At 72.5% G+C, this 22,510-nt stretch carries 22 protein-coding genes; 11 read left to right on the top strand and 11 right to left on the bottom strand.

What is annotated here, in order from left to right; genetic code table 11:
• Positions 1 to 52: 52 nt before the first annotated feature.
• Positions 53 to 1,255 (top strand): VWA domain-containing protein, encoded by a 1,203-nt coding sequence (locus ACGFMP_RS24375; RefSeq protein WP_393675092.1) that lies wholly within the window; start codon positions 53 to 55, stop codon positions 1,253 to 1,255.
• Positions 1,256 to 1,808: 553 nt separating this feature from the next.
• On the opposite strand, the gene ACGFMP_RS24380 is transcribed toward ACGFMP_RS24375, so the two are convergent.
• Positions 1,809 to 2,444 (bottom strand): hypothetical protein, encoded by a 636-nt coding sequence (locus tag ACGFMP_RS24380; protein WP_393675093.1) that lies wholly within the window; start codon positions 2,442 to 2,444, stop codon positions 1,809 to 1,811.
• Positions 2,445 to 2,852: 408 nt separating this feature from the next.
• Positions 2,853 to 4,115 (bottom strand): MFS transporter, encoded by a 1,263-nt coding sequence (locus ACGFMP_RS24385; RefSeq protein WP_393675094.1) that lies wholly within the window; start codon positions 4,113 to 4,115, stop codon positions 2,853 to 2,855.
• Positions 4,116 to 4,173: 58 nt separating this feature from the next.
• Here ACGFMP_RS24385 and ACGFMP_RS24390 point away from each other — a divergent pair, with 58 nt between their 5' ends.
• The 5 genes from ACGFMP_RS24390 (at position 4,174) to ACGFMP_RS24410 (ending at position 8,796) form a co-directional block, all read left to right on the top strand.
• Positions 4,174 to 4,806 (top strand): ArsR/SmtB family transcription factor, encoded by a 633-nt coding sequence (locus ACGFMP_RS24390; RefSeq protein ID WP_393675095.1) that lies wholly within the window; start codon positions 4,174 to 4,176, stop codon positions 4,804 to 4,806.
• A 164-nt stretch (positions 4,807 to 4,970) separates the two neighbouring features.
• A complete protein-coding gene (locus ACGFMP_RS24395; protein WP_393675096.1) occupies positions 4,971 to 6,212 on the top strand; it encodes an MFS transporter in 1,242 nt (413 codons plus the stop codon).
• A gap of 112 nt (positions 6,213 to 6,324) precedes the next feature.
• A complete protein-coding gene (locus tag ACGFMP_RS24400; protein WP_393675097.1) occupies positions 6,325 to 7,335 on the top strand; it encodes a heavy metal-binding domain-containing protein in 1,011 nt (336 codons plus the stop codon).
• Positions 7,336 to 7,462: 127 nt separating this feature from the next.
• Entirely contained in the window at positions 7,463 to 8,293 is an 831-nt protein-coding gene (locus tag ACGFMP_RS24405) for a heavy metal-binding domain-containing protein (protein ID WP_393675098.1), read from the top strand.
• 50 nt (positions 8,294 to 8,343) lie between these two features.
• Positions 8,344 to 8,796 (top strand): hypothetical protein, encoded by a 453-nt coding sequence (locus tag ACGFMP_RS24410; protein WP_393675099.1) that lies wholly within the window; start codon positions 8,344 to 8,346, stop codon positions 8,794 to 8,796.
• A 9-nt stretch (positions 8,797 to 8,805) separates the two neighbouring features.
• On the opposite strand, the gene ACGFMP_RS24415 is transcribed toward ACGFMP_RS24410, so the two are convergent.
• The 6 genes from ACGFMP_RS24415 to ACGFMP_RS24440 form a co-directional block, all read right to left on the bottom strand.
• Positions 8,806 to 9,165, bottom strand: coding sequence for a DoxX family protein (locus ACGFMP_RS24415; RefSeq protein WP_393675100.1), 360 nt, complete (start codon positions 9,163 to 9,165; stop codon positions 8,806 to 8,808).
• Between the two features lie 103 nt (positions 9,166 to 9,268).
• Positions 9,269 to 10,009 carry a GNAT family N-acetyltransferase gene (locus tag ACGFMP_RS24420; RefSeq protein ID WP_393675101.1) on the bottom strand — a complete coding sequence of 247 codons (741 nt, stop codon included), beginning with the start codon at positions 10,007 to 10,009 and terminating at the stop codon, positions 9,269 to 9,271.
• A gap of 26 nt (positions 10,010 to 10,035) precedes the next feature.
• On the bottom strand, positions 10,036 to 10,629 hold the full coding sequence (locus ACGFMP_RS24425) for a hypothetical protein (protein WP_393675102.1): 594 nt from the start codon (positions 10,627 to 10,629) through the stop codon (positions 10,036 to 10,038).
• 153 nt (positions 10,630 to 10,782) lie between these two features.
• The gene (locus tag ACGFMP_RS24430; RefSeq protein WP_393675103.1) at positions 10,783 to 11,283 is read right to left on the bottom strand and encodes a hypothetical protein; all 501 of its coding nucleotides are present in this window, start codon (positions 11,281 to 11,283) and stop codon (positions 10,783 to 10,785) included.
• A gap of 4 nt (positions 11,284 to 11,287) precedes the next feature.
• Entirely contained in the window at positions 11,288 to 12,652 is a 1,365-nt protein-coding gene (locus ACGFMP_RS24435) for a molybdopterin-dependent oxidoreductase (RefSeq protein WP_393675104.1), read from the bottom strand.
• A gap of 64 nt (positions 12,653 to 12,716) precedes the next feature.
• Entirely contained in the window at positions 12,717 to 14,231 is a 1,515-nt protein-coding gene (locus ACGFMP_RS24440) for a hypothetical protein (RefSeq protein WP_393675105.1), read from the bottom strand.
• Between the two features lie 343 nt (positions 14,232 to 14,574).
• Between ACGFMP_RS24440 and ACGFMP_RS24445 the strand changes: the two genes are divergently transcribed.
• Positions 14,575 to 15,426, top strand: coding sequence for an NPCBM/NEW2 domain-containing protein (locus ACGFMP_RS24445; protein ID WP_393675106.1), 852 nt, complete (start codon positions 14,575 to 14,577; stop codon positions 15,424 to 15,426).
• 39 nt (positions 15,427 to 15,465) lie between these two features.
• On the opposite strand, the gene ACGFMP_RS24450 is transcribed toward ACGFMP_RS24445, so the two are convergent.
• Positions 15,466 to 16,446 (bottom strand): alpha/beta hydrolase, encoded by a 981-nt coding sequence (locus ACGFMP_RS24450; RefSeq protein ID WP_393675107.1) that lies wholly within the window; start codon positions 16,444 to 16,446, stop codon positions 15,466 to 15,468.
• Between the two features lie 272 nt (positions 16,447 to 16,718).
• Here ACGFMP_RS24450 and ACGFMP_RS24455 point away from each other — a divergent pair, with 272 nt between their 5' ends.
• Positions 16,719 to 16,889 carry a hydrophobic protein gene (locus ACGFMP_RS24455; RefSeq protein ID WP_393675108.1) on the top strand — a complete coding sequence of 57 codons (171 nt, stop codon included), beginning with the start codon at positions 16,719 to 16,721 and terminating at the stop codon, positions 16,887 to 16,889.
• Between the two features lie 313 nt (positions 16,890 to 17,202).
• Here the strand turns inward: ACGFMP_RS24455 and ACGFMP_RS24460 are convergent, their stop codons facing one another.
• Both ACGFMP_RS24460 and ACGFMP_RS24465 read right to left on the bottom strand, forming a co-directional pair.
• Positions 17,203 to 17,847 (bottom strand): HAD-IA family hydrolase, encoded by a 645-nt coding sequence (locus tag ACGFMP_RS24460; protein ID WP_393675109.1) that lies wholly within the window; start codon positions 17,845 to 17,847, stop codon positions 17,203 to 17,205.
• A 214-nt stretch (positions 17,848 to 18,061) separates the two neighbouring features.
• Positions 18,062 to 18,595 carry a bacterioferritin gene (locus ACGFMP_RS24465; protein ID WP_393675110.1) on the bottom strand — a complete coding sequence of 178 codons (534 nt, stop codon included), beginning with the start codon at positions 18,593 to 18,595 and terminating at the stop codon, positions 18,062 to 18,064.
• Positions 18,596 to 18,891: 296 nt separating this feature from the next.
• On the opposite strand from ACGFMP_RS24465, the gene ACGFMP_RS24470 reads away from it, so the two are divergent.
• Genes ACGFMP_RS24470 through ACGFMP_RS24480 form a run of 3 tightly spaced genes read left to right on the top strand, consistent with a single transcriptional unit; the run spans position 18,892 to position 22,486 of the window.
• Positions 18,892 to 19,407 carry a 2Fe-2S iron-sulfur cluster-binding protein gene (locus ACGFMP_RS24470; protein WP_393675111.1) on the top strand — a complete coding sequence of 172 codons (516 nt, stop codon included), beginning with the start codon at positions 18,892 to 18,894 and terminating at the stop codon, positions 19,405 to 19,407.
• Positions 19,404 to 20,396 carry an FAD binding domain-containing protein gene (locus ACGFMP_RS24475; RefSeq protein WP_393675112.1) on the top strand — a complete coding sequence of 331 codons (993 nt, stop codon included), beginning with the start codon at positions 19,404 to 19,406 and terminating at the stop codon, positions 20,394 to 20,396. Before ACGFMP_RS24470 ends, ACGFMP_RS24475 begins: the two co-directional genes overlap by 4 nt.
• Positions 20,393 to 22,486 carry a xanthine dehydrogenase family protein molybdopterin-binding subunit gene (locus ACGFMP_RS24480; RefSeq protein ID WP_393675113.1) on the top strand — a complete coding sequence of 698 codons (2,094 nt, stop codon included), beginning with the start codon at positions 20,393 to 20,395 and terminating at the stop codon, positions 22,484 to 22,486. The genes ACGFMP_RS24475 and ACGFMP_RS24480 overlap by 4 nt, the downstream gene beginning before the upstream one ends.
• Positions 22,487 to 22,510 lie beyond the last annotated feature (24 nt).

Genomic DNA, 22,510 nt, shown 5'->3' on the forward strand with positions numbered 1-22,510 from the left:
GGATCCGTGTCGGCGCGCCGGCTACGGGCGTACGAGGGGATGTTCGACGCATATGCAGGCGCTGTCGCTTGGCAAGGGTCAGAACACCGCGCTGGAAGCGGGGATCGTCACCTTCCGGGTCGTCGCCCACGGCACGCCCGCCGATGTGTCGGCGGTCCTGCTGGGGGCGAACGGCAAGGTGCGCGGTGACGACGACCTGGTCTTCCACGGGCATCCCGAGCAGAGCGGTGTCAGCCTGTCGGGCGACACCGTCACGCTGGACCTGCCGAGGATCCCCGAGGGTGTCGACACCGTCGTCGTGGTGGCCAGCGTCGAGGCCTCCCGGCGCGGGGCGGTCTTCACCACCGCACCCGTACTGACCGGCGCGCAGGGCGGTTCGCTGAGGGTGACCTTCGCTCCGCCGCCCTTCGCGGCGGGGGAGACCGTCGTCGTGCTCGCCGAGGTGTACCGACGCGCGGAGGCATGGAAGCTGCGGGCCGTGGGGCAGGGGTACGCGACGGGATTGGCGGGGCTCGCCGCCGACTTCGGGGTGGACGTCGACGACGACGCCCGGCCGGCACGGCTGCCGGCCCAGCGGCGGCCGGCTGTCCCGGCGAAAGTCGAGGCGCAGGCCCCGGCTCTGGCCGGTACCGCCCGGCAGGCCGGTCAGGCGCTCGCCCGTACCGGCGCCGCGGGCAGGCGGGCGGCGGTCTACCTCCTGCTCGACCACGACTGGTCCATGCAGGAGCTGTACGCGTCCTCAGCGGTGCAGTCGTTCGCCGAGCGGGTGCTGGCGCTCGCGGTGACCCTCGACGACGACGGCGTCGTGCCGGTGGTCTTCGCCAGCGGGAACGAGCCCTTCGTGGAGGAGATCCGGCTCGACAACTACCCGGGCCGCATCCAGGAGTTGCACACCCGGGTCGCCTGGGGCTGGGGCAATGTCAGCGCGGGGATGCGCTTCGCCGTCGACCACTACGGGGCATCCGGCGCAGCGGAGCCGGCCTTCGCCATCGTCCAGGTCGCAGACGAGCCCTGGGACAAGCCGGAATTCCGGGCCCTGTTGCAGAACACCGCCCATCTCGACGTGTTCTGGCTTTTCGTCGGCTTCGGCCACGGCAGGCTCGCGTTCTTCCACAACCTGGATGCCTCGTCGGCCGCCGGATACCCCAACGTGGCCTTCTTCGAGGCGAGCAGGAACCCCGGGGCGGTGTCGGAGGAGAGGTTCTACGCCGGGCTGCTCGACGCGTTCGGAGCCTGGATGAGTCGCCGGACCTGAACCCGTCCGGCACACCGCCGACAGCCGCCCCGCCTCTGGCCGACATCAGGGACGAAGTATCGCGACCGGTGACGTCCCCGCTCAGGTCACCGGCGTCCGCTCCGGCGACCTCGCTGCGGCACCGCTAGGCGTGCCCCTGAACCGCTGCCACACGCCGGCGGGAATCAGCCGGCGTGTGGCTCGACTTGGCGGGCTTACCGCCGGGAGTGCGCTGAGACCGCCACGCGGTCTGGGGACCATGACGGCCGCATCAGGCGCAGGAGCGGGATGTACCGGATCCACGAGGAAGCGGCCCTGTACGACGACACCTTCCGGCCGTACGGCCGGACGTCGGCATGAACCGCGAAGGGTCGGACGGGAGATGGGTCACCGGCAGCCGATGGGAGGGAGCCGGTGGGAGGGCTCGACGCCGCTCTGCCTCACGCGGGAAGCCCTGACCGGCGGTCGAGGCGGTGGTGGGTACCTCGGCGACCGGGTCCTTCCCCGCCGTACCCGGCGGCGGATCCCTCACGTCCGGTACCCGCCGTCGCCACGGATGTGCCGGCCCGGATGGTCACTTGGCGGACAGGGCGGCCGCCTCGGCGGCCTGTACGGGCTGCTCGCCTGACGCGCTGTAGCGAACCGATGCGCCCTGCTTGGCGCGGTGGGCCTGTGCCTTGGCGACGAGCCCTTCCAGGGTGGTGCGCACCACGGTGGTCTTGACGTCGCGGTCGGGGTGCGCCTGTGCCAGTGCCGAGGTGATCTCTGCGGCGGAGCGGGGCTCGGACTGGCCGCCGAGGAGGTCGCGGACGAGGGCGACCAGGGTGGGCCCGGTGGTCGCGGGCGCTGCTTTCGGGGCCTTGTCACCCGTGGACTTGGTCTTGCCGGCCTTCTTGGCGCGAGTCTCCTTCGCCGGGGTGCGGGACGCCGGGGTGCGGGACGCCCTCGGCTGGGGCACATGAACCTCCTCGGACGCCGCGACGCTGTCGGGAACCTGTGCGGCGGGGCCCTGCGAGTTCTCGCTACCGAGAGCCTGCTGCACTCCCAGCAGCAGCGTGCGGTCGTGTTCCAGGGCATTCAACTGCTCTTCGAGAGAGGTCAGTTCCGCGCGGACACGCTCCCGCTCCTTCGTGTTGTGCTCCAGGTCTGCCGCTACCTGGGCGCCGTACTGTGCCTTGACGCCTGTGGCTTCCTGCGTGGCTTCGGACACGGCCGAATCCTCCCTGTGGATGTGGTGAACTGTTGAGGGCGGATCGTACCTCGCAATTCGGCCATGCTTCTCCGAATCCGCTGTGCTCACCGCGTTCCGGCCCTCATGACAGCGGTCCTCGAAGACAGTTGTCCGCAGGACCCGGCGGCTTGGATCGGCAACGGGCGGCACCCCTCGACAGCCGTCGCGCCGCAGTTCAGGCCGCTGCGGGCGCCTTGCCGGGCCCACCGGGGAAGGTGACATGAAGTCATTGTCCCGGCGCGGACACACAGCAGAAGTCAATCCGGCCATGAGCCAGTCAACGAGGTATGCGAACTAATTGTCAAAGCCATCACCTGGCAGGCCCGGTTGTCCGATGACACCTCGGAGGGTGCCTCGCCATATGGGTGTGACTCATTCCGAGCCGGGTCAGGAAGGCCATGTCGCCTTGGTGACGGAGGAGTCGGCGGCGCCGCGCGCGGTGACCAGCGCCTGGACGACCGCGATGAGGACGACCGTCGTGGTGGCGCCGAGGAATTGGAGCGACAGGCCGGCCGCCATGGAGCCCATGGGGGAGCCGGCGCCGATGAGGGCGATCGTCGCGGCGATGGCTCGGCCGCGCCGGTGGTCGGGGGTGCGCCGGAAGATCATGACGTCGACCAGGATCCGCAGCGCAGGCAGGCCGAGGCCCGCCAGGGCCAGCATGGCGAAGGCCCAGACCGGGCCGAGCGGCAGCGCCAGCAGCGCCACCGCCGCCGTGGTCAGCGTGGACGCGGCGAGCAGCACGGCGCCGGGGGCGAGCGCTCTGTGGAGCCGCGGCGCCAGGGCCGAGCCGGCCAGCATGCCTACCGCCGTGCCGGTGAGCGCGAGTCCGATCGCGCCCGCCGACTCGTGCCGGTGGCGCAGGGCGACCACGACGGCCAGGGTCGCCGCGGTCATGGTGAAGTAGAAGGCGCCGACAAGTGTCAGCGCGGCCCGCAGCAGCCGGTCGCCGACGAGTTCGCGCAGCCCCGAGAAGACGGTCCTGACCGCCATGAGCGCCGATTCGGGTTCCGAGGGCTCGGCCCGCTCGTCCCGCACGGGCACGCGGACCGTGAGCGCGCAGACGAAGGAGACGGTGAAGCCTGCGATCGCGGCGACGAAGGGGAAGACACGGGAGACCACGTAGAGCGCACCGCCCAGCGGCGGTCCGGCCAGCGCGGCGGCCCCGGCGCGTGCCTCGTCGCGGCTGAGTGCGGCGGTCAACTGGTGGTCGGGAACCACCGCGCGGATGAGCAGCATCCTGGCCGGCGCGCCGAAAGCCGTGGCGGTGCCGAGGACCACCGCCGCGGTTGCCAGCAGCGCGAAGCCCGCCGTGCCGGTCGCGAGGGCCGCCACGAGCAGCCCGAGCGTGAGTGCGCGGACCGCCTCTGACACCAGCAGGACCCGCCGCCGGTCCCAGCGGTCGACGAACGCTCCTGCCGGGAGCCCGACGAGCAGTGCGGTGCCGACCTGGGTGAAGCCGAACAGCCCGGCGAGCGCCGGTGACCCGGTCAGGGCCAGGGTGAGCAGCGGGTAGGCGACCTCGACCGTCTCGAGCCCGAGGTTGGCGGCGGCCGCCCCGGTCCACAGGGCCCGGAATTGCCGGTTGCGCCGCAAGGGCGCCGACGTGGTACGAACATTCTGTTCACCTTGAACAAGACATTCACTCATGCGTGAATGGTAGCGCGAGTCGTGAATGTTTCGCCACTACTGAACGGGAGTTGTGCCGATGGCCGACGATCCGCTGGTCGTCCGCGAGGTCGACGACGTGGAGACGCTCAAGGCGCTGTCCGACCCGCTGCGGCTGGCCATCCTCCGTGCGATGTCGGGCGACCCGCGGGCCACGTACCGGGTCAAGGAGCTTGCCGGGCTGCTCGATCAGCCCATCACGCGGCTCTACCGGCACATCAAGGTGCTGGAGGCGGCAGGACTGATCAGGGTGGCGCAGACCCGGCTGGTCTCCGGCATCCAGGAAAGCCGGTATCAGGTGGCGCAGTCCACCGTGCGGCTGAGCCGCGACCTGCTGGCCGCCCCCGCCAACGCGGGTGACATCGCGGACGCGTTCACCGCGACCCTGAACGACGTCCGCGACCGGCTCGTACGGGACATCACCGGCGGCCGCCTCCGGTCCGAGCGCGACCCGGCGGCAGGGGAGGACCCGCTCGGCCCGATGATCGTGGCGCTCGACGAGCGGCTGCCGCGGGCGCGGGCCGTCGAGTTCCGGTCCCGGCTGGCCGCGCTGATGGCGGAGTACGGCCGCCCGGGCGATGGCGAGACGGGCGCGGCTGGGGGTGGGGACGATGTACCCGTCGAGTTCCTGATGATGTTCTGGTCGCCTGACGAGGGGCCGGCCGGCATCTGACCGAGGCGCCGGCCAGAAGGCTGTTCCGGCCCGCGACCTGCGGACGGCCCCGCCCGCCGGGGCCCGCGGGACAGCCGCAGGCCGAGGGGCGGCTGCTACGGTGAAGCCGCCGGCGGGGGAGGGGACAGCGGCAGTCCGACGACCGTCTTCCCTGGAGCTTCCCCTTGCCGCCCACTTCCGCAGTCGCCGCCCCTTCGCCGGAAGAGATACGTGCCGCGGTCAGGGGCACCTATGTCGCCTTCGCCGGCTGCGGTCTCGCCTTCGCCAGTTGGGCCTCACGGATCCCGCAGGTCCGCGACCACCTCGACCTGTCGCCTTCGCGGCTCGGCCTCGTGCTGCTCGCCATCGCCGCCGGTTCGCTCGTCGCGCTGCCGCTTGCCGGGCCCGTCGTCCACCGGGTCGGCACCCGGCGGACCGTCGCGGGCATGGCGGTGCTCCTGTCGGCAGGCATGGCGACCATCGCCCTCGGCTATCCCGGCGGCCTCGTCCCCGTCGTGATCGGCCTGTTCGTGCTCGGCTTCGCCACCGGCGCGTGGGACGTGGCGATGAACGTCCACGGGGCGCTGGTGGAGGGCCACCTCGGGCGTTCGATCATGTCCCGCTTCCACGCCGGATACAGCTTGGGCACCGTCGCCGGCGCCCTCGTCGGCGCGGCGATGGTCGCCCTGCACGTGCCCGTCACCGTTCACCTGCTCCTGGTCGCGGCGGTCATCGCGCTCGCCGTTCCCCGCGGCGCCCGCAGCTTCGTGCAGGACGGCGCCGGCGCCGAGGAGGCCGCCGCGGAGTCCGCCCCGCGCAGTGCGCTCGCCGCGTGGCGTGAACCCAGAACCCTGCTGATCGGCGTCTTCGTCCTCGCCTTCGCCTTCGCCGAGGGCACCGGCAACGACTGGGTCGGCGTCGCGACCATCGACGGCTACGGCACCCCCGCCGTGATCGGCACCCTCGGCTTCGCCGTCTTCCTCTCCGCGATGACGCTCGGGCGCTGGTTCGGCCCCCCGCTGCTCGACCGGCACGGCCGCGTGCCCGTCCTGCGGGTGCTGGCCGCGCTCGGAATCGCCGGCACGCTGCTGTTCGTCTTCGCCCCCGCGACGCCCCTCGCCTTCGTCGGCGCCGTCATGTGGGGACTCGGCGTCTCCCTGGGCTTCCCCGTCGGCATGAGTGCCGGAGCCGACGAGCCGCGATACGCCGCCGGCCGGGTCAGCGTGATCGCCTCCGTCGGCTACTGCGCCTTCCTCGCCGGTCCGCCGTCGGTCGGCCTCCTCGCCGACCACGTCACCGTCCTGCGGGCCCTCACCTCCGTCGCCGTCCTCCTCGGCGTCGCGGCGCTCATCACCACGTCCGTCACACCCCCGCCGGAAGCCGCCCCGGCGGTACGACCGCTGCCGGTCACCGCCGACGAGAGCTGAAACGCCTGGCCGCAGAGCCGGCGGTGCGCGTGCACGGGGTGCCCCACCCCTCCGGCCGCGAGGTTCAGGGCGTAGCCTCACCGATGCAGTCGGGCGGGCAAGAGGGGGAAGCGTGTCGGTGCCAAGGAGCGGGCAGGGACCGTCCTCCGGCCTCGCGGGGCGGCCGGCCTCCGCCGGCGAGGGCGGGACGTGGACGTCCGCGCTCTCCACCGGGGAGTTCGCCGCCATCCGCTCGGTCGGCTTCGAGCCGGTGGGACAGGTGATGGGCTCCGCCGTCTTCCACATCGGGCGCAGCGGCAGGAACTGGGGGTACGAGGACTGCCGCTTCCCCGGCGCCCGGCTCAGCTACGCGTACGGCCCGATGGGCGGCGTGGCGGAGATCGCCCTGTCGGGGAACGGCGCCCCGTCGCAGGCCCTGGTCGGCGTGTTCGACGAGGCACGGCGCACCGCGCTCGCGCGCATGACCGCGGAGTGCCGGGCGCTCGGCGGCGACGGGGTGGTGTCCGCGGTGCTGACCATGGCCCCGTTCGTCGGCCAGGCCAACTGCCTGGAGTTCAAGGTCATCGGCACCGCGGTGCGGGCGCGGGGCGGCCGGCACGTCGACGAGCCGTTCACCTGCCACCTGGACGGGGAGGGCTTCGCCAAACTGCTCGGTGCCGGTTGGGTGCCGGTCGCCTTGCTCGTGGGGATGTCCGTCGGGGTACGGCACGACGACTACAGGACCGCGTCCCAGACGGGCTCGTGGCGGAACGCCGAGGTGACCGGGTGGAGCGAACTGGTCCACGCGGTGCGTTCCGACGCCCGGCAGCAGCTGCGTTCGCAGGGCGCCCAGCGCGGCGGGGACGGGATCGTCATGGCCGCGAGCCGGCTGCGGGTGTGGTCGGAGCGCTGCCCGCGGTCGGGTGAGAACGAGCAGGAAGACCGCCTCGCCGAGGCGACGATGATCGGCACGACCATCGCGCGGTTCCAGGTCCGGCAGCCGCCGCCGCGTACGTTGTCGGTGATGCCGCTGGGCGCGCCCGGAGTCAGGCAGCGCAGGCGCCTGGCGGCGGAGTACAGCGTCCAGGGCAGCCATGCCGGATACCGGCGGCCGGTCAAGGAGGCAGGCGAGGTGGACGGGTAGCCGCCCGGGGCGCGTCTCCCACGAAGCCGCCAAGCCGCCAAGCCACGAAGTCCTGAAGCCACGAAGTCCTGAAGTTCCGATCTCCTGACGGCTGTTCCGCAGCACACGGTTGACGAGGGGTACTGACATGACGAAAGAGCAGCCGAGCGCCGAGGGCGTTCCCGCGGACGCGATGCGTCGGTTGTCGGAATTGACGCCAGGCCGGCCCGGTTCGATCTTCACCAGCGACCTGTCGGTGAACGAGTTCCTCCTCGTACGGGAGGCGGGTTTCAAGCCGATCGGCCTGGTGCTGGGCAGCTCGATCTACCACGTGGGGATCCAGCTCGGCCGCTGGGGCAAGAACCAGGAGCTGACCACGCTGAGCCAGGCGATGTACCACGCCAGGGAGCTGGCCATGACCCGGATGGAGGCGGAGGCGGCCGCGCTGGGCGCCGACGGCATCGTGGGGGTCCGGTTGACGGTCGAGGCGCGGGACTTCGGCAAGGACGTCGCGGAGTTCATCGCGATAGGCACCGCCGTCAAGGGCGACAACCCGCCCCCCGGCGGCGGCACCTGGCGCAACAACAAGGGGGAGCCCTTCACCTCGGACTTGTCGGGGCAGGACTTTTGGACGCTGATCCGGGCGGGCTACGCACCCCTCGGCATGGTGATGGGCACCTGCGTCTACCACATCGCCCATCAGAAGATGAGTGCGGTGATGTCGAACGTGGGCCGCAACGTCGAGATCGAGCAGTACACGCAGGCGCTCTACGACGCCCGCGAGCTGGCCATGGCCCGGATGCAGGCGGAGGCGGAGGCACTCCAGGCGGAAGGCGTGGTCGGGGTGCAGCTCAACGCGCACAACCACCGGTGGGGCGGCCACACCACGGAGTTCTTCTCGATCGGTACTGCGGTCCGCCCGCTGCGGGCCGACCACCAGATCGAGCGGCCCACCATGGTGCTCAGCCTCGACGGCTGACAGGCTCGGCCTCGCAGGGCAGGGCGACGTCTCGAGCATGAGGGAAGACGATGAGTGAGCTTGATCCACTGGCGGAGCGGGCGGCCGAGGACGCCGGAGACCCGCCTGCCGGCGCGTCCCTCGACCAGGTGGCCGCGGCGCTGCGCCGGGACGCCGCGGACCTGGAGGTCTACGCCAGGGTGCTGACCGGGTCGCTCGCGGACGCCCTGCCCCCCGACGCGGTGCGGCTGGAGCGCAAGCGCACGATGAGCGACCGGCTCGCGGGACGCGAGGGCCATGTCGAGAGGCTCGAAGTCGCCCTGGACGACAAGCGGTTGGTGCTGACCATGTCGCACGGACGGCCCCAGGGCGAAGTGGCCACCGTCGTCCGCGGCGTGGTGCTGTCGCGGACAGCGGTGCCGCTGGACGCATGGGCGGCCGCACTGGCCGCGGCCCTGGCCCGACGCGCCGAATCCGACGCGCGCGCCCGCGCGGCCCTGGAGAAGCTGGTCCTGGGTGACTGACCCTGCCGCTCAGGCCACGAAGGAGACGACGAACGCGGCGACGGCGACGGCCAGGAAGCCGAGGCAGTTGACCCAGAACTCCTGCTTCAGGAAGCGGGCCCTGACGTGCGCGTAGGAAGCGCACAGGAAGTAGACCACCACGCCGGCGTTCGCGCTGAATCCGATGCCGGCGTGGCTGATCCCCACCAGCAGACCCACGACGGCAAGGGTCTTCGGGACGAGGAGCACCCACCACCACTCCCGCGGAAGCCCGACGCCTTCGAGACAGACCCGGATGAACCCGGGCGGGCGGACGGACATCAAAACGTCCGAGGCCAGCAGAACGGCGAGCACGACCTGCGGCCACGACGGGCCGGGTATGAGATGCATCTACGTATCCTCCGTCAACGTCCGGCGTCCGGTGCCGCCGGGATCCGCCCGGCCTGCCCGGCGCGAACAGCCGGGCGCCGAAGGGCTGTTCCTGGCCTCGCAGCTAGCTTCCGGGTGCGGGTGGTGCGGTGTCGTCCAAGCGGACGCTGAGCTGGCAGCCCAGCTCCCGGAAGCCCAGGCCGCGCGCCACCCGCAGTGACGGAAGCGGCCGCGCCCGCCACTGCGGAAGCAGCCCGGCGCCGAGTGCGTGAGCCACCGCCGCCGAGGCCACGAGGCGCGCCAGCCCCCGGCCTCGACACCCCGGTGCGACGAGCACGCTCAGATGGGCGACCGACTGCGTCCAGGTCGAGTAACCTGCCGCGGCGACCACGACGCCGCTCTCACGGAGGACGAACGCGGGAGAGGTGATGTCTTCCAAGCCGCTCTCGGCGGCGTCCTGTTCACCGGCGCGGACCAGAAGTGCCGCAGTGCCGCCGCCGCGCACCTCCTCGACAGCCGAGCCTCCACAGGCGGGCTGGAAGCAGTCGCGGTCGAGGTAGCAGAGGGAGGCCGGACCGAGCACGTCGAGTACGGGCAGCACCTCGCGCAGGCGCTGCCCGTCGGCCAGTTCCTCGTCGGACAAGCCGCTTGAAGCCGCGGCCATCAGCCGGGCGTCCCGCCGGCTCGGGGCGGTGACGATGGCGGAGCCGCCGAGGGCCACGATCCCTGTCCACGACGGCGGGCACAACCGCGAGCCCGGGGAGACGACGGTGTTCGCCCCGCCCGAGGCGGGGAAATCCACCGGCTCCGCCGCCAGTTCCCGCCACAGGTTCCGGGCCTGGTCCAGCAGGGGATCGCCAGTCATGACCGTATCGGGCCGGACGGCCGGGATCATCTGTCGCCGAACCGCGTGGCCAGCCCGTACGCGGCGAGCGCGGCGAAGCACAGGGCGAGGAATCGCGGTACGTCGAAGTCGTGCTTCCATGCCTTCCACAGGGCGCCGAAGTGGTGGAAGACGATGTCGGTGAGCGAGAGGTCTCCGCCGAGCCGGGAGACCAGGTGGGTCTCGATCAGCGCGGTGCCGAACAGGCCGCCGAGGACCACCGCGAGGACCGTGAGCACGCAGGCCGCGACGGGGAGTACGAGGTTGCGCCCGCCGACCTTGCCGACGCAGATGCCCACCAGCGCGCCCACCGCGAGCGGGCCGTAGCCCAACTCGGTGGTGCTGCCGTTGTCATGGGCCAGTGCCCGCAGCAGCACGCCGTAGGCGATCGCACCCGCGATCGCCATGAGAACCCCCACCGCGAGGCCGCGGCCCAGGTGGTCACGCTCCGGGGCGGCAGGCTGCGGCGCGAAGGGGGCCGGTGCGGCGGGGCCGCCGAAACCCACGCGGCTCGGGGCGAGGTGCGGTGAGCCGGATGCGCCGGCCGGCTGCGGGCCGAACGGATTCCGGCCGGCCTGCGGCGGCGGTTGGTCGGAGCTCATGACAAGGTCCCCCCGGACATCGTGAGTTGCGGGCGCCGCGGCACGCCGACGAGCGTCGGCGAGGAGCAGCGTTGCAATCTAGCAGCAGGCCATGACATCGGCCGGGTCCGTTTCCGAGAGCACCGCCTCGCCGCGGCCCGAGCGCCGTACCCTTCAGCGGCCCGTGCGGTCGCGGCGACCGGAGGGGCGGCGCCGCTTCAGCAGGGTGCGCAGGCCCAGGTGGGTGGCGGACGCGGCGAAGAGGGCCGCGGTGATGAGCAGCCAGCGGCCGAGGAAGACGTCCGCACTGAGCGCGGTGTCTCCCCGGTACGGCTGGGAGCGGTCGAGGATCAGCGGATACCAGACGAGCAGCAGCAGGCAGGACAGGTACACCGGTACGCGCAGGTGGTTGGTGTACGACCGCGCGCGCCCGCCGGTGCGGCGCAGTGCCCGCCGGGCGGTGAGGTCGGCGCCGGAGTACAGGGGGACGAACAGCAGGTCGTGCACGAGGGCTGCGCCGACGAACCAGGCGGCGACGGCCACCGGACGGCCGGCCAGGAGCCGGATGGCGGCGTAGGCGGCGAGCGCGAAGCAGCCCGCCATGGCCGGCAGATGGACGGGGCTGGCTCCGTAGGAGTCGCGGAAGCGCCGGTTCAACCGGGCGAGGCGAGTCATCGGGCTAGGCCCTGAAGGTGAGGTCGCCGACCCATTTGGTGTTGTTGACACCGGGGTTGGCAGGGACGATGACCCGGGCGGGGAAGCCGTGGTCGGCTGAGAGGTCGGCGCCGTTCACACGCAGGGCCAGCAGCGAGCGCGGGTTGCCGATCTGGTTGGCGGCCAGCAGGACCCTGCTGAACGCACCGCCGCGTTGGACCGACCGCACCTCGACGCTGCCGGCGTGTGGCAGGCCGGCGAGGGCGGCGAGGTCCGCGAGGCGCAGTCCCGACCAGTGCTGGTCGTCGGTGGACCAGCCCTCCACGCACGCGATCGGGAGTACCGCCCGGTGCTGGGGCATCGCCAGCAGCTGGGTCCGGGTGAAGGTACGGGTGCCGGCCGGGCCGTGCACGCGCAGCCGCCAGGCCGGCCCGATGTCGGCCGCTCTGATCCCGACGTACGCGGCGGTCTTGTTGACGGGGAAGCCGTTGGGACCGCTGCCGGGGTTGCGCCCGTGCGGGGCCAGCAGCGCTGTTTTCCGCCAGGCGCCGCCGATGCTCTGCCCCGCGGTGACGGCCAGCAGGGCGAGCGACCCGGCCCCGGTCAGCGCGAGGGCGCCGCGCCGGCTCATGGTCGGCGGGGACGGTGCGGAGGCGACCAGGCCGCTGACGTCCGGCGGTTCCGGCTCGGTGCCCGCGGTGTCGGTGCGCAGCACGGTTCTCAGGCGAGTGGCCCGCAGCGACCGCCACATGATGCCGAGCCGCAGGGACACATGGACCACGAAGGCGGCGATGAACACCCAGGCCCCGTAGAAGTGCAGGGGGTAGAAGGAGCCGGGGAAGATGTAGTGCAGCTGGATGTTGAGGATGCCGGTCGCGAACTCGAAGAGCACGCCGCCGACGAGCAGCAGCAGCGACAGCCGCTCGACCGCCTGGGCCGGGGTGCGGGCCGGCGGCCACGTGAAGAGTTTCGGGACCACCGACCACAGCTTGGCCAGCAGGACCGGGACGAGTACGACGCCGAGCGTCACATGCACCCCCTGGTTCAGCCGGTAGAGCCAGTAGGGGTGGGTCGGCCAGGTGAAGAGGTAGAAGCCGAGGATCCCCTTGTCCGGCGTCTGGTCGTTGAGCGCGCCGAGCCGGGGGTTGTAGGCGGCGTACGAGAACAGGCCGGTGAGGAAGACGACGCTGATCCCGGCCAGCAGCACCAGCCCGAGAACCGAGGTCAGCCAGGGCCCGCGGATCGGGCTGCGCCAGAAACCGGTTCTGAAGGGGCCGGGCGGGGCGGTGCGGGCGAGCTGCGCGAGCTGTCCCCGCGTGGTTCCTCGCGGCTCGGCGCGCCTGCTCCCGGTGCGGTGGTCTGGAGGTCCGCCCGGTTCTTCGCCGGCCATCGGTGAGTCCTTTCGTTCACGGGTCGCACGCACGGCACGGCGCGCCCGCCGTACCCGCGGCTCGTCACCAGTTGGTGAGCAGCAGGTGGTTGACCAGGAGTGCCAGCACCGCCTGGAGGAGCAGCCATCGGCGGTGGTCGACCGCGGGGAGGAGGGCGGACGCCGGAAGCAGCCACACGATGAAGGGCAGCCAGATCCGCTCGGTCTCGGCCTTGCTCAACCCGGAGAGATCGGCGATGAGCATCATGAGCAGTGCGACCGCGGCCAGGACGGCGACCGCCTGCGGGCCGCTGGGCGTGCCGGTCCGCAGGCGGGCCGCCGCTGACGGCGCCGCGGCCAGCGCACGACGCGCCCCGGCCACCGCGGCCAGTCCCGCGCTGAAGGCGGCGCAGGCGAGATCCGCCCAGACCCAGTAGCCGTACGGCCGGACCCCGCCGACACCCTCGTAGTAGCGCTCGACCAGCAGGGGGTAGGCCTGCCACCAGGAGAACCCCGACACGGTGAAGGCGGCCGCCACGGCGCCGGCGCCGATCAGGGCCGCGGGCAGCGGCCGTGCCGTGCGGGCCAGCGCCAGGACGGCGGCGGCTCCCACCGCGGTGATCACCAGGCCGTAGGAGAGGTACGCGGCAAGGCCCAGCAGCAGGCCCGCGCCCAGTGCCGCGGCGCCGGGCGCGCGAACTGCCCTGGTGGCGGCCAGGGCGAGGAGTGCCAGTGCCCAGGCGGCGACCGCGGCGAAGTACCCGTCGGCGGATGCGCCGATCCACACGGCCGCGGGGGCCGGCACCATGAACGGGGCCGCCCGCCGCGCCGTCGCCTCGTCCCCCAGCGCGCGGACCGCCACAAGGACGGCGACCGCCGCCGAGGCGCCGGCGGTGATGCACCAGGCCGAGGCCCAGGCGCCGCCTCCCAGGCCGAGCCGGTCCAGGGCGACGAAGGTCAGGGTGGCGCCGGGCGGATGGCCCGCGACGTGAGTGGTCCAGGGGTGGGGCTGCGTTTCCAGGATGTGGTGGGTGAAGTCCCGCAGGGTGGCGTGGACATGCGCGAACCTGTCCAACTGCGACAGGTACTCGAATGTGGTCGTCAGCCTTCCGGCGACTCCCCGCTGCCACCCGTCGACGAGCGCCAGCGACCAGGTCCATGCCATCGCCGCGGCCCAGGTGGCCAGGAGCAGCGGGCGCCACGGCAGCCGTGCGGCGAGCCGGGGCCCGTAGCCGACGCAGGCCGCACCGACGACCGCGGCGGCGGGCGTGCCGGGTCCCCAATGCGGCAGCCAGAATGCCTGCAGGGGCGGCCAGGGCACATGCAGCGTCGCGTCGGAACGCTCGATCGCGGCGCCGATCAGGCAGGCGGCGCCGATGAGCACGACGCCGGTCGCGGCGGCGGCCACGTCGGACCTGCGCCCGCCCTCCGCCGCGACACCGGTGCCGGGGCCGGTGCTGACGTCCGTGTCCGTGCCCTTGCCCGGGACGCGTCCGCTCCGGTGGGGGGACCGGCCGGTGTCCGGCGCCGGGAGGGCGGGCGCGGGGGAGAGGTCCCCCACCTGGGGCGGCTCCGGATCCGCGGGGACGCTGCGGTTCATCCGGCGGGTCGGTGCCGAGGGGCGGGCTCGGGAGTCCGCGCCGGGGCACCGGACAAGGCCGCTGTCCCGGCGACGGGGAATCCGGTGAAAGCCGCACCGACTGTGACAAGTACGCACATGATGACGAGGCTAAGAGCGGCGGCCGCGCACACCCGCCGACACGCCGCTGAGCGGCGAACGACCGTGGTTCCGCGAGTCTCTTGCCGCGACCGGCGGACCTCCGCCGGCGTGTCGGCGCGCCACGGGCAGACGCCGGGCGGACAGCTCGTCTCGATCAGGCAAAGTCCGTATGTGATCAGGAAATGGACTGCGATGCTCACCCAATACGGCGTCAGGAGGAAAAATGACCATACAGCCAGAATCAGGCGAGACACCCCCTTCGCGGGACTCGTCACCGCCGCGGCCGAGCACGCCGCCGCCACCCCCCACCGGCGCTCCGACCGCTCCGCAGCCGAGCCCGTCGGCCGCACCGCCTCGCCCGTCGCCGCCCGCGGGGCCGCCCGCGAATCCGTCCGCCGGTCCGCCCGCGCGGCCCAAGCGGGACCTCAGCGGCATCGCCAGCCTCGTCAACGCGGGGATCGGCGTCGCGGCCCTCGTCGTGGGCTTCTTCGGCGGCGCCGGAGTCCAGGCGACGGCGGGCGGCCCCTTTCCGGGACCCGCCACCACCGTGACGGTGACCTCGACGGCCACCCCCACGACCACGGTCCAGGACAGCACTCCACCGCCGTCCCCCAGCGCCACCTCGGACGGCCGGAAGACCACGTCGACCGTCGCCCTGAACACCCTGGCCCCGGTGTCGGGGCCGTTCGCGTCGGCGGACACCACCCCGAGCCTGGACGGGCAGCCCCAGGCCCAGGCGATCGTCCAGGACCTCGGCTGCGTGCCGGCCGGCGATGCCCAGTACAACCTCGGCCGCGACTACACACGGCTCACCGCACAGGTCGGCCTGGACGACAACTCGCAGGACGCCAAGGTCGCCCCGACGCTGACGATCGTCGGCGACGGCCGGCAACTCCTCACCGTCTTACCGAAGTTCGGCGCCTCGTCGCCCCTCGATGTCGATGTGACCGGGGTGATCCGGCTGGAGATCAAGTGGAGCTACCAGCGGCCCCCGCAGACACCCAACCCGATCGTCTGCACTCCCAACGCCCAACTGGTCATAGCGGACGGCCAGTTGACACAGGCCGCGGCATGACCGGGTGGTGGACCCACTCGGAGGGCCGCCGGGGGGACTTCAGGCGGGCAGCGAGGAGAGCCAGCCGGTGAGGAGCCGGTTGACCTCGGCGGGGCGCTCCTGCTGGATCCAGTGGCCGCAGCCGTCGAGGATGTGGGAGGAGACCAGCCCCGGCAGGGTGTGGGGGTACGCCTCGATCGCCTCGGCCATCCATGTGGTGGAGGCGTCGAGGGCGCCACCGGCGAAAAGGGACGGCTGGGCGAGGGGGGAACCGTCGAAGCCGGCGAGGTCCTCCCAGTCCCGATCCATGTTCCGGTAGCGGTTGAGGGCGCCGCTCATGCCGGTCCGCTCGAACTCCCCGGCGTACACGTCCAGGTCGCGCTCGCCGAGCCAGGCGGGCAGCCGTCCGCCGTCGAAGCGGTCGCGCAGCCGTGCACCCCGGCTGACGAAGTGCGGGTCGGGCGCATCGGGCGCGGGCATGGTGTCGGCGGACAGGGCGGCGTAGAAACCCGCGAGCCAGCCGCGCACGTCGGGCTCGATCTCGGCCTCGGCCCTGCCCGGCTCCTGGAAGTAGGACACGTAGAACTCCTCCTCCCCGCCCATCCCCGCGAAGACCTCGCTGGGCCGAGGCCCGCCACGCGGTGCGTAGGGAGTGCTGAGCATCCCCACCGCGCGGAAGACGTCCGGCCTGACCAGCGCGGAGTTCGCGGCGATGGCCGATCCCCAGTCGTGGCCGACGATCACCGCGGACTCTTCTCCGAGGGCGCGCACCACGGCGGCGTTGTCCTCCACCAGCTCCAGCATCCGGTAGGCCTCGGCCGTGCCGGGCTTGGAGGAACGGCCGTAGCCGCGGACGTCGATCGCCGCCGCACGGTAGCCGGCCGCGGCCAGGACCGGCAGCTGGTGGCGCCAGGAGTACCAGGACTCAGGGAAACCGTGCACGAGCAGCACCAGGGGGCCGGTGCCCTGCTCCACCACGTGGGTCCTGCCCGCGGGCGAGGGCACCAGCCGGTGCGTGACTTCCGTGACCTGCTGAGGCATGGACCCTCCACGAATCTCGATCTGCCGGGCACCAGGAGCGCCGACCGATCATCCGAGCCGTGCGGCCGGCATGGCGAGTCCTGTTGCCGGTTCGGCAACGGCGCCGGGCGATCCGCCCCTGCCGTTCGATCCGGCCTCGCCCGCGCCCCGGCCGCGGAGTGGGCCGTCGGCGCCCGGAATTCCGCTCTCCCGGCCTCCGTGCCGGTGTGGACAGATGTCCTGAGCATGGCTGAAGGAAAGAGGGGCAGGCGGCGTCTCGGAGGTTGATAATCATGGGACCGTTGCTTCTTGTTCTCCTGCTCGCACTGATTCTCTTCGGCGCCGGATTCGCGCTCAAGATTCTGTGGTGGGTTGCCGTCATTGTCCTCGTGCTCTGGCTGCTCGGCTTCGTCATGCGGGGAACCCATTCCAGTGGGCGCCGCCACCGCTGGTACCGCTGGTAGCCGCACGTCAGACCCGACATGGTGCCCCGCCGGAGGACTCCGGCGGGGCACCCTCACTTTCCGACAGATCTCCGCACCGGAAATTCACAGGAATCCCGCATACGGAAAGTCTGATGCCGGCGGAGCCGGGTAGATTCCCCTCTGCCGGGGTGGCCCCGGAATCGCAGCGCTCCTGCAACCTCCATCCGGTGCCATCCCGGCCGCTCCTGGACTTCGGCACTCCGGCGGTTGCACCGAGCCCGGTAGGCGCGGGGGGCCGGCGGAAGCCCACGAGGGGATTGCGCGGAGCGCGCCGCTCGGCATCAGGGCCCGATCAACCGCTCACGCCACGCCTTGAGTCGCCGGCCGTACCGTGCAGCGGTGCGAGGGCGCCGCGGAGGTCCTCCGCTTGCCGGTAGTGGACGGCCGCCATCCCCGCCTCGCGGGCCGCCGTCACATTGCCGGCCGTGTCGTCGACGAACAGGCAGCGGTGGACCGGGACACCGGCGCGCTCGGCGGCTATGAGGTAGACGCGCGGATCGGGTTTCGCGACACCGATGCGCGCGGTGTTCACCACGGTGTCGGCGACCTCGTCCAGTCCCTGCCGGGCGAGGTCCCACTCCAGCCGCGTGGTCGCGTTGGAGACCAGGGCGACGGTGGCGACCTCGCGGGCCCGGGCGAGCAGGGACACGACCTCGTGATCGACGCGGGGCAGCAGCCGGGACCAGGCGGCCACCGCGGCCTGGGCGCGGTCCACCGACCCGCACAGCTCGGCGAGGTCACCGGCCACCCCGGAGCGCCACTGCTCGTCGGTGACCTTCCCGGTGATCGCCGGACACAGGCGCGACGGCGCGAATGCCGTAGCCGCGAGCGAGCCCGCCGGGATCCCGTGGGCGCGTTCGAGATCGTCGGTGGAGGGCCAGTGCCGGAGCACGCCGTCGATGTCGCAGAGCACGGCGTCGTAGGAACGGGCGGCCATGGTCGGAACTCCTCGGTGGCGGGTGGTCGAGAGCCCACCGGGGCGGCGCGGTCGGCCAGGTCGCCTGGCGGGGACCGCTGCCAGGCGGCTGCGGCGTGGTGTGGACGGCCGTCCACCCCGGCATCCTCCACCACCCGGGCGTCGCGCCGCAGCCCCGCCCCGATGCGTCACGGCGCCGGCCGCGGACGACGGTACGGCCGCAGCCGGCCCGCCGTCAGCCCCCCAGCAGGTCGAGGAGGTCGTCGGCGTGCTCCTCCTCTTCCTCGAGGATGGACTCCATCAGCCTGCGGGTCGTCGGGTCCGCGGAGCCGATCCACCGGATGATCTCCTGGTAGGTGGTGATGACGATGCGTTCGGCCACGAGGTTCTCGCTGAGCATCCGCTGGAGGTCGTTCTCGTCGGTCGTGACGTACTCGGTGTGGGACCTGGCCGCCAGCGTGGCCGGAGCGAAGTCCGGCTCGCCGCCGAGCTGGCTCACCCGTTCGGCGGCCCGCAGGCCGTGCTGCATCTCCTCCTGGGCGTGTTCGGTGAACTCCGCGGCCACCTGGGCGCGGTCGATGCCGGTCGCCGCGATGGCGTGCTGCGAATAGCGCAGGAAGCACACCACCTCGGTGGCGATCACCGTGTTCAGCACATCGATCACGCGCGACTTGTCCGCCTCGTACGTCGCTGTGACGGGCCCGGACGTCATATGCGCCCTGGCATCCTCTCGGATCTTCTTCACGTCGATCTCGAACTGGTTCACCATCGTCCTCTTCCTTCGCCGGCCCTGGATGCTTTGCCACCGTATAGAGGGATTTCATCCCGCCGTGCAGTGCCGCGCTTCGGCCGGCGCCCGAAAGGCCGAACCGCCCGGCGCGGCAGCCCGTCGCCGGTGCGCCGCCCCGCTGCCGCGACCTCCTGCCGGTCCGCGTGAGCAGTTCCGCGGTGTAGGCCACCCCGGGGCGGTTCTGGCCGCGGCGGTACGGGGGCCGCCAGGGCGGGTACGCACAGGTCCTTCCCCCGGCACGCGTCCTCCGCCGGGCGACGAGGGAGCGACGTGCTGTGGATGTCGAGATCGGCCTCCGGGTCAACGGAGAGCTTCGGCGCCTGACTGTGGACACCAGGACCAGTTTGCTGGACGCGCTGCGGGAGCGGCTCGGGGTGACTGGACCGAAGAAGGGCTGCGACCACGGGCAGTGCGGGGCCTGCACGGTCCTGCTCGACGGGCGGCGGGTGAACAGCTGCCTCGCGCTCGCCGTCGCGCATGACGACCGCGAGATCACGACCGTCGAGGGCCTGGCCGAGGGCGGGACGCTGCACCCCTTGCAGCAGTCTTTGGTCAGCCATGACGCCTTCCAGTGCGGTTACTGCACCCCGGGGCAGATCTGCTCGGCGGTCGGCATGCTGGCCGAGGTGCGGGCGGGCTGGCCCAGCGCCGTGACCGCCGACCTGACCGCAGGCCTGTCCGGCCCGGCCGAGCTGTCGGCGGCGGAGATCAGGGAGCGGATGAGCGGCAACCTGTGCCGCTGCGGGGCCTACGCCGCGATCGTCCCCGCCATCGAGGAGGCGGCGCGTTGAAGCCGTTCGACTACCGGCGCCCGGACGACGTGGCGGCAGCGGTCGCCCTGCTGTCCGAGAATCCCGGAGCGGTGTTCCTCGGCGGGGGCACCAACCTCGTCGACCACCTGCGGCTCGGCGTCGCGACGCCCGACCGGCTGGTGGACGTGAGCCGGCTCCCCCTCGACCGGATCGAGCGGCTGCCGGACGGCGGGGTACGCATCGGCGGCACCGTCCGCAACAGCGACCTGGCCGCCGACCGGCTGGTAAGGGAACGCTACCCGGTCCTTTCCCAAGCGCTGCTGTCCGGTGCGTCCGGCCAGCTGCGCAACCTCGCCACGACCGGCGGCAACCTGATGCAGCGCACCCGCTGCGTGTACTTCCAGGACATCACCGTCGCCTGCAACAAGCGCGCCCCGGGCAGCGGTTGCTCCGCGCTGGGGGGATACCAGCGCCATCACGCGATCCTCGGCGCCTCGCCCGAGTGCATCGCGACCCATCCCTCGGACATGGCCGTCGCCATGGCCGCACTCGACGCTGTCGTCCGGGTGCACGGCCCGGACGGTGAACGCACCGTGCCCTTCGGCGACTTCCACCGGCTGCCAGGCGACGAGCCGCAGCACGACACCGTGCTCGGCCACGGCGAACTGGTCACCGCCGTGGACCTGCCGGCCCTCCCGGACGGGATGCGCTCGCGCTACCGCAAGGTGCGCGACCGCGCTTCCTACGCGTTCGCGCTGGTGTCGGTCGCCGCGGCCCTCGACGTGCGGGACGGGGTGGTCGCCGACGTCCGGATCGCCTTCGGCGGGGTGGCGCACAAGCCCTGGCGGGCCACCCGCGCCGAGAGCGAGCTGCGCGGCGCCCCGGCGACCGGCGACAGCTTCCGCCGCGCCGCGGAAGCGGAGATGTCGGCGGCGCGGCCGGTCGCGGGCAACGCGTTCAAAGTTCCCCTCGCGCGCAACACGCTGGTGGCGACGCTGCGCGGCTTGGCAGCGGAGGAATCGCGATGACCACGGGCGAAGAGCGCGTCAGGCCGCGCGCCATCGGCACACCGCTCGACCGCCTCGACGGTCCCGCGAAGGTCACCGGGACCGCGCGCTACGCCTACGAGCAGCCGGTCGGCGAGCCCGCGTACCTCCACCCGGTGCAGGCCACCGTGGCCCGCGGCCGGATCACCTCGATCGACATCGGCGCCGCCGAGGCGGTGCCCGGTGTGCTCGCCGTGCTCACCCACCGCAACACCCCGCGGCTGGTCGACACCTCCGACGCCGAGCTCGCGATCCTGCAGTCGGGAGAGGTCGCCTTCCGCGGCCAGATCATCGCAGGCGTCGTCGCCACCAGCTCGGAGACCGCCCGGTATGCCGCGAGCCTGGTGCGGACCGTGTACGACGAAGAGCCGCACGACACCGACCTGCGGGCCGACCGCGACGACCTGTACGCCCCGGAGAGCGTCAACGGCGGGTACGAGACCGACACCGCCCAGGGGGACGTCGAGGTGGCCCTGGCGTCGGCGGCCGTGACGGTGGACCGCACATACACGACCGCGATGTACCACAACAACCCGATGGAACCGCACACCACGGTCGCGACCTGGAGCGGCGGCGAGCTCACCCTCCACGACTCCAACCAGGGCGTGCACATGGTTCGCGCCCAGGTGGCCCCGCTGTTCGGCCTCGAACCGGAGCAGGTGCACGTGGTGTCCCCGTTCGTCGGCGGCGGCTTCGGATCGAAAGGCACCCCGCACGCCCACCTGGTGCTCGCCGCGATGGCCGCCCGGCGCGTTCCGGGGCGGCCGGTCAAACTCGCGCTCACCCGCGCCCAGATGTTCTTCCTCGCCGGCTACCGCACGCCCACCATCCAGCGCGTCCGGCTCGGCGCCGACCACGAGGGGCGGCTCTCGGCGATCAGCGTGGAAGCGGTGTCGCAGACCTCGCGGATCAAGGAGTTCGCCGAGCAGACGGCCGTCGCCGCCCGGATGATGTACGCCGCCCCCCACCGCCTGACCACCCACCGCGTGGTGCGGCTCGATGTGCCGGTCCCGTCCTGGATGCGGGCGCCGGGGGAGTGCCCTGGGATGTTCGCCGCCGAGGTCGCGATGGACGAACTGGCCGCCGCCTGCGGGGTCGACCCCGTCGAGCTGCGCATCCGCAACGAGCCGGAGACGGACCCCGAGACCGGCAGGCCCTTCTCCAGCCGCAACCTGGTGGCCTGCCTGCGCGAGGGCGCGCGGCGGATCGGCTGGGAGCGGCGCGATCCGACCCCGAGGGCCCGCCGCGAAGCGGACCACCTGGTGGGTCTCGGCGTGTCGGCCTCGGTCTACCCGGTCTTCTGGCTGCCCGGATCGTCCGCCACGGTCAGGGCGGGTGCGAACGGCCGGTACACGGTCTCCATCGGTGCCGCCGACCTCGGCACCGGTACCTGGACCGCGCTGACGCAGATCGCCGCGGACGCGCTCGATGTGCCCGTCGACCGGGTGGAGTTGCGGATCGGGGACACCGCCTACCCGCCGGCGACGGTCGCGGGAGGGTCGGCGGGCATCACCGCCTGGGGCTCGGCCGTCGTCCACGCCGCCCGGCGGCTGCGCGAACGCCACGGCGACGCGCCGCCCGAGGGCGCCGAGGCCACCGGCGGCACCGGCGACAACCCGGCCACCGAGCGGTACGCCATGTACGCCTTCGGCGCCCAGTTCGCCGAGATCCGGGTGCACGCGGAGACCGGCGAGGTGCGGGTGCCCCGGCTGGTCGGGGTGTTCGCGGCCGGCCGCATCATCAACCCGAAGACGGCCAGGTCGCAGTTGATCGGCGGCATGACCATGGGTCTGTCGATGGCGCTGCACGAGCAGAGCCACTTCGACGGCGTCCTGGGCCAGGTCGCCAACCACGACTTCGCCGAATACCACATCGCGACCAACGCCGACGTGGAGCACATCGACGCCTCCTGGCTCGACGAGGACGATCCCCACGTCAACCCGATGGGCTCCAAGGGGATCGGCGAGATCGGGATCGTCGGCACCGCCGCGGCGGTCGCCAACGCCGCGTACAACGCCACCGGGGTCCGCGTCCGCGACCTGCCGCTCACCCTGGACAAGTTCCTCGACTGAGCCCGCCCGGCCGCCGACCGCGAC

The sequence above is a fragment of the Streptomyces sp. NPDC049040 genome, assembly GCF_043197715.1.
Classification (GTDB): domain Bacteria; phylum Actinomycetota; class Actinomycetes; order Streptomycetales; family Streptomycetaceae; genus Actinacidiphila.

Coding starts and splice junctions, on each gene's coding strand:
- ACGFMP_RS24430 (WP_393675103.1), bottom strand. CDS start 11,283: ATGACTCGCCTCGCCCGGTTGAACCGGCGCTTCCGCGACTCCTACGGA.
- ACGFMP_RS24425 (WP_393675102.1), bottom strand. CDS start 10,629: ATGAGCTCCGACCAACCGCCGCCGCAGGCCGGCCGGAATCCGTTCGGC.
- ACGFMP_RS24460 (WP_393675109.1), bottom strand. CDS start 17,847: ATGGCCGCCCGTTCCTACGACGCCGTGCTCTGCGACATCGACGGCGTG.
- ACGFMP_RS24415 (WP_393675100.1), bottom strand. CDS start 9,165: ATGCATCTCATACCCGGCCCGTCGTGGCCGCAGGTCGTGCTCGCCGTT.
- ACGFMP_RS24480 (WP_393675113.1), top strand. CDS start 20,393: ATGACCACGGGCGAAGAGCGCGTCAGGCCGCGCGCCATCGGCACACCG.
- ACGFMP_RS24405 (WP_393675098.1), top strand. CDS start 7,463: ATGACGAAAGAGCAGCCGAGCGCCGAGGGCGTTCCCGCGGACGCGATG.
- ACGFMP_RS24435 (WP_393675104.1), bottom strand. CDS start 12,652: ATGGCCGGCGAAGAACCGGGCGGACCTCCAGACCACCGCACCGGGAGC.
- ACGFMP_RS24410 (WP_393675099.1), top strand. CDS start 8,344: ATGAGTGAGCTTGATCCACTGGCGGAGCGGGCGGCCGAGGACGCCGGA.
- ACGFMP_RS24385 (WP_393675094.1), bottom strand. CDS start 4,115: ATGAGTGAATGTCTTGTTCAAGGTGAACAGAATGTTCGTACCACGTCG.
- ACGFMP_RS24450 (WP_393675107.1), bottom strand. CDS start 16,446: ATGCCTCAGCAGGTCACGGAAGTCACGCACCGGCTGGTGCCCTCGCCC.
- ACGFMP_RS24390 (WP_393675095.1), top strand. CDS start 4,174: ATGGCCGACGATCCGCTGGTCGTCCGCGAGGTCGACGACGTGGAGACG.
- ACGFMP_RS24420 (WP_393675101.1), bottom strand. CDS start 10,009: ATGACTGGCGATCCCCTGCTGGACCAGGCCCGGAACCTGTGGCGGGAA.
- ACGFMP_RS24445 (WP_393675106.1), top strand. CDS start 14,575: ATGACCATACAGCCAGAATCAGGCGAGACACCCCCTTCGCGGGACTCG.
- ACGFMP_RS24440 (WP_393675105.1), bottom strand. CDS start 14,231: ATGAACCGCAGCGTCCCCGCGGATCCGGAGCCGCCCCAGGTGGGGGAC.
- ACGFMP_RS24465 (WP_393675110.1), bottom strand. CDS start 18,595: ATGGTGAACCAGTTCGAGATCGACGTGAAGAAGATCCGAGAGGATGCC.
- ACGFMP_RS24455 (WP_393675108.1), top strand. CDS start 16,719: ATGGGACCGTTGCTTCTTGTTCTCCTGCTCGCACTGATTCTCTTCGGC.
- ACGFMP_RS24375 (WP_393675092.1), top strand. CDS start 53: ATGCAGGCGCTGTCGCTTGGCAAGGGTCAGAACACCGCGCTGGAAGCG.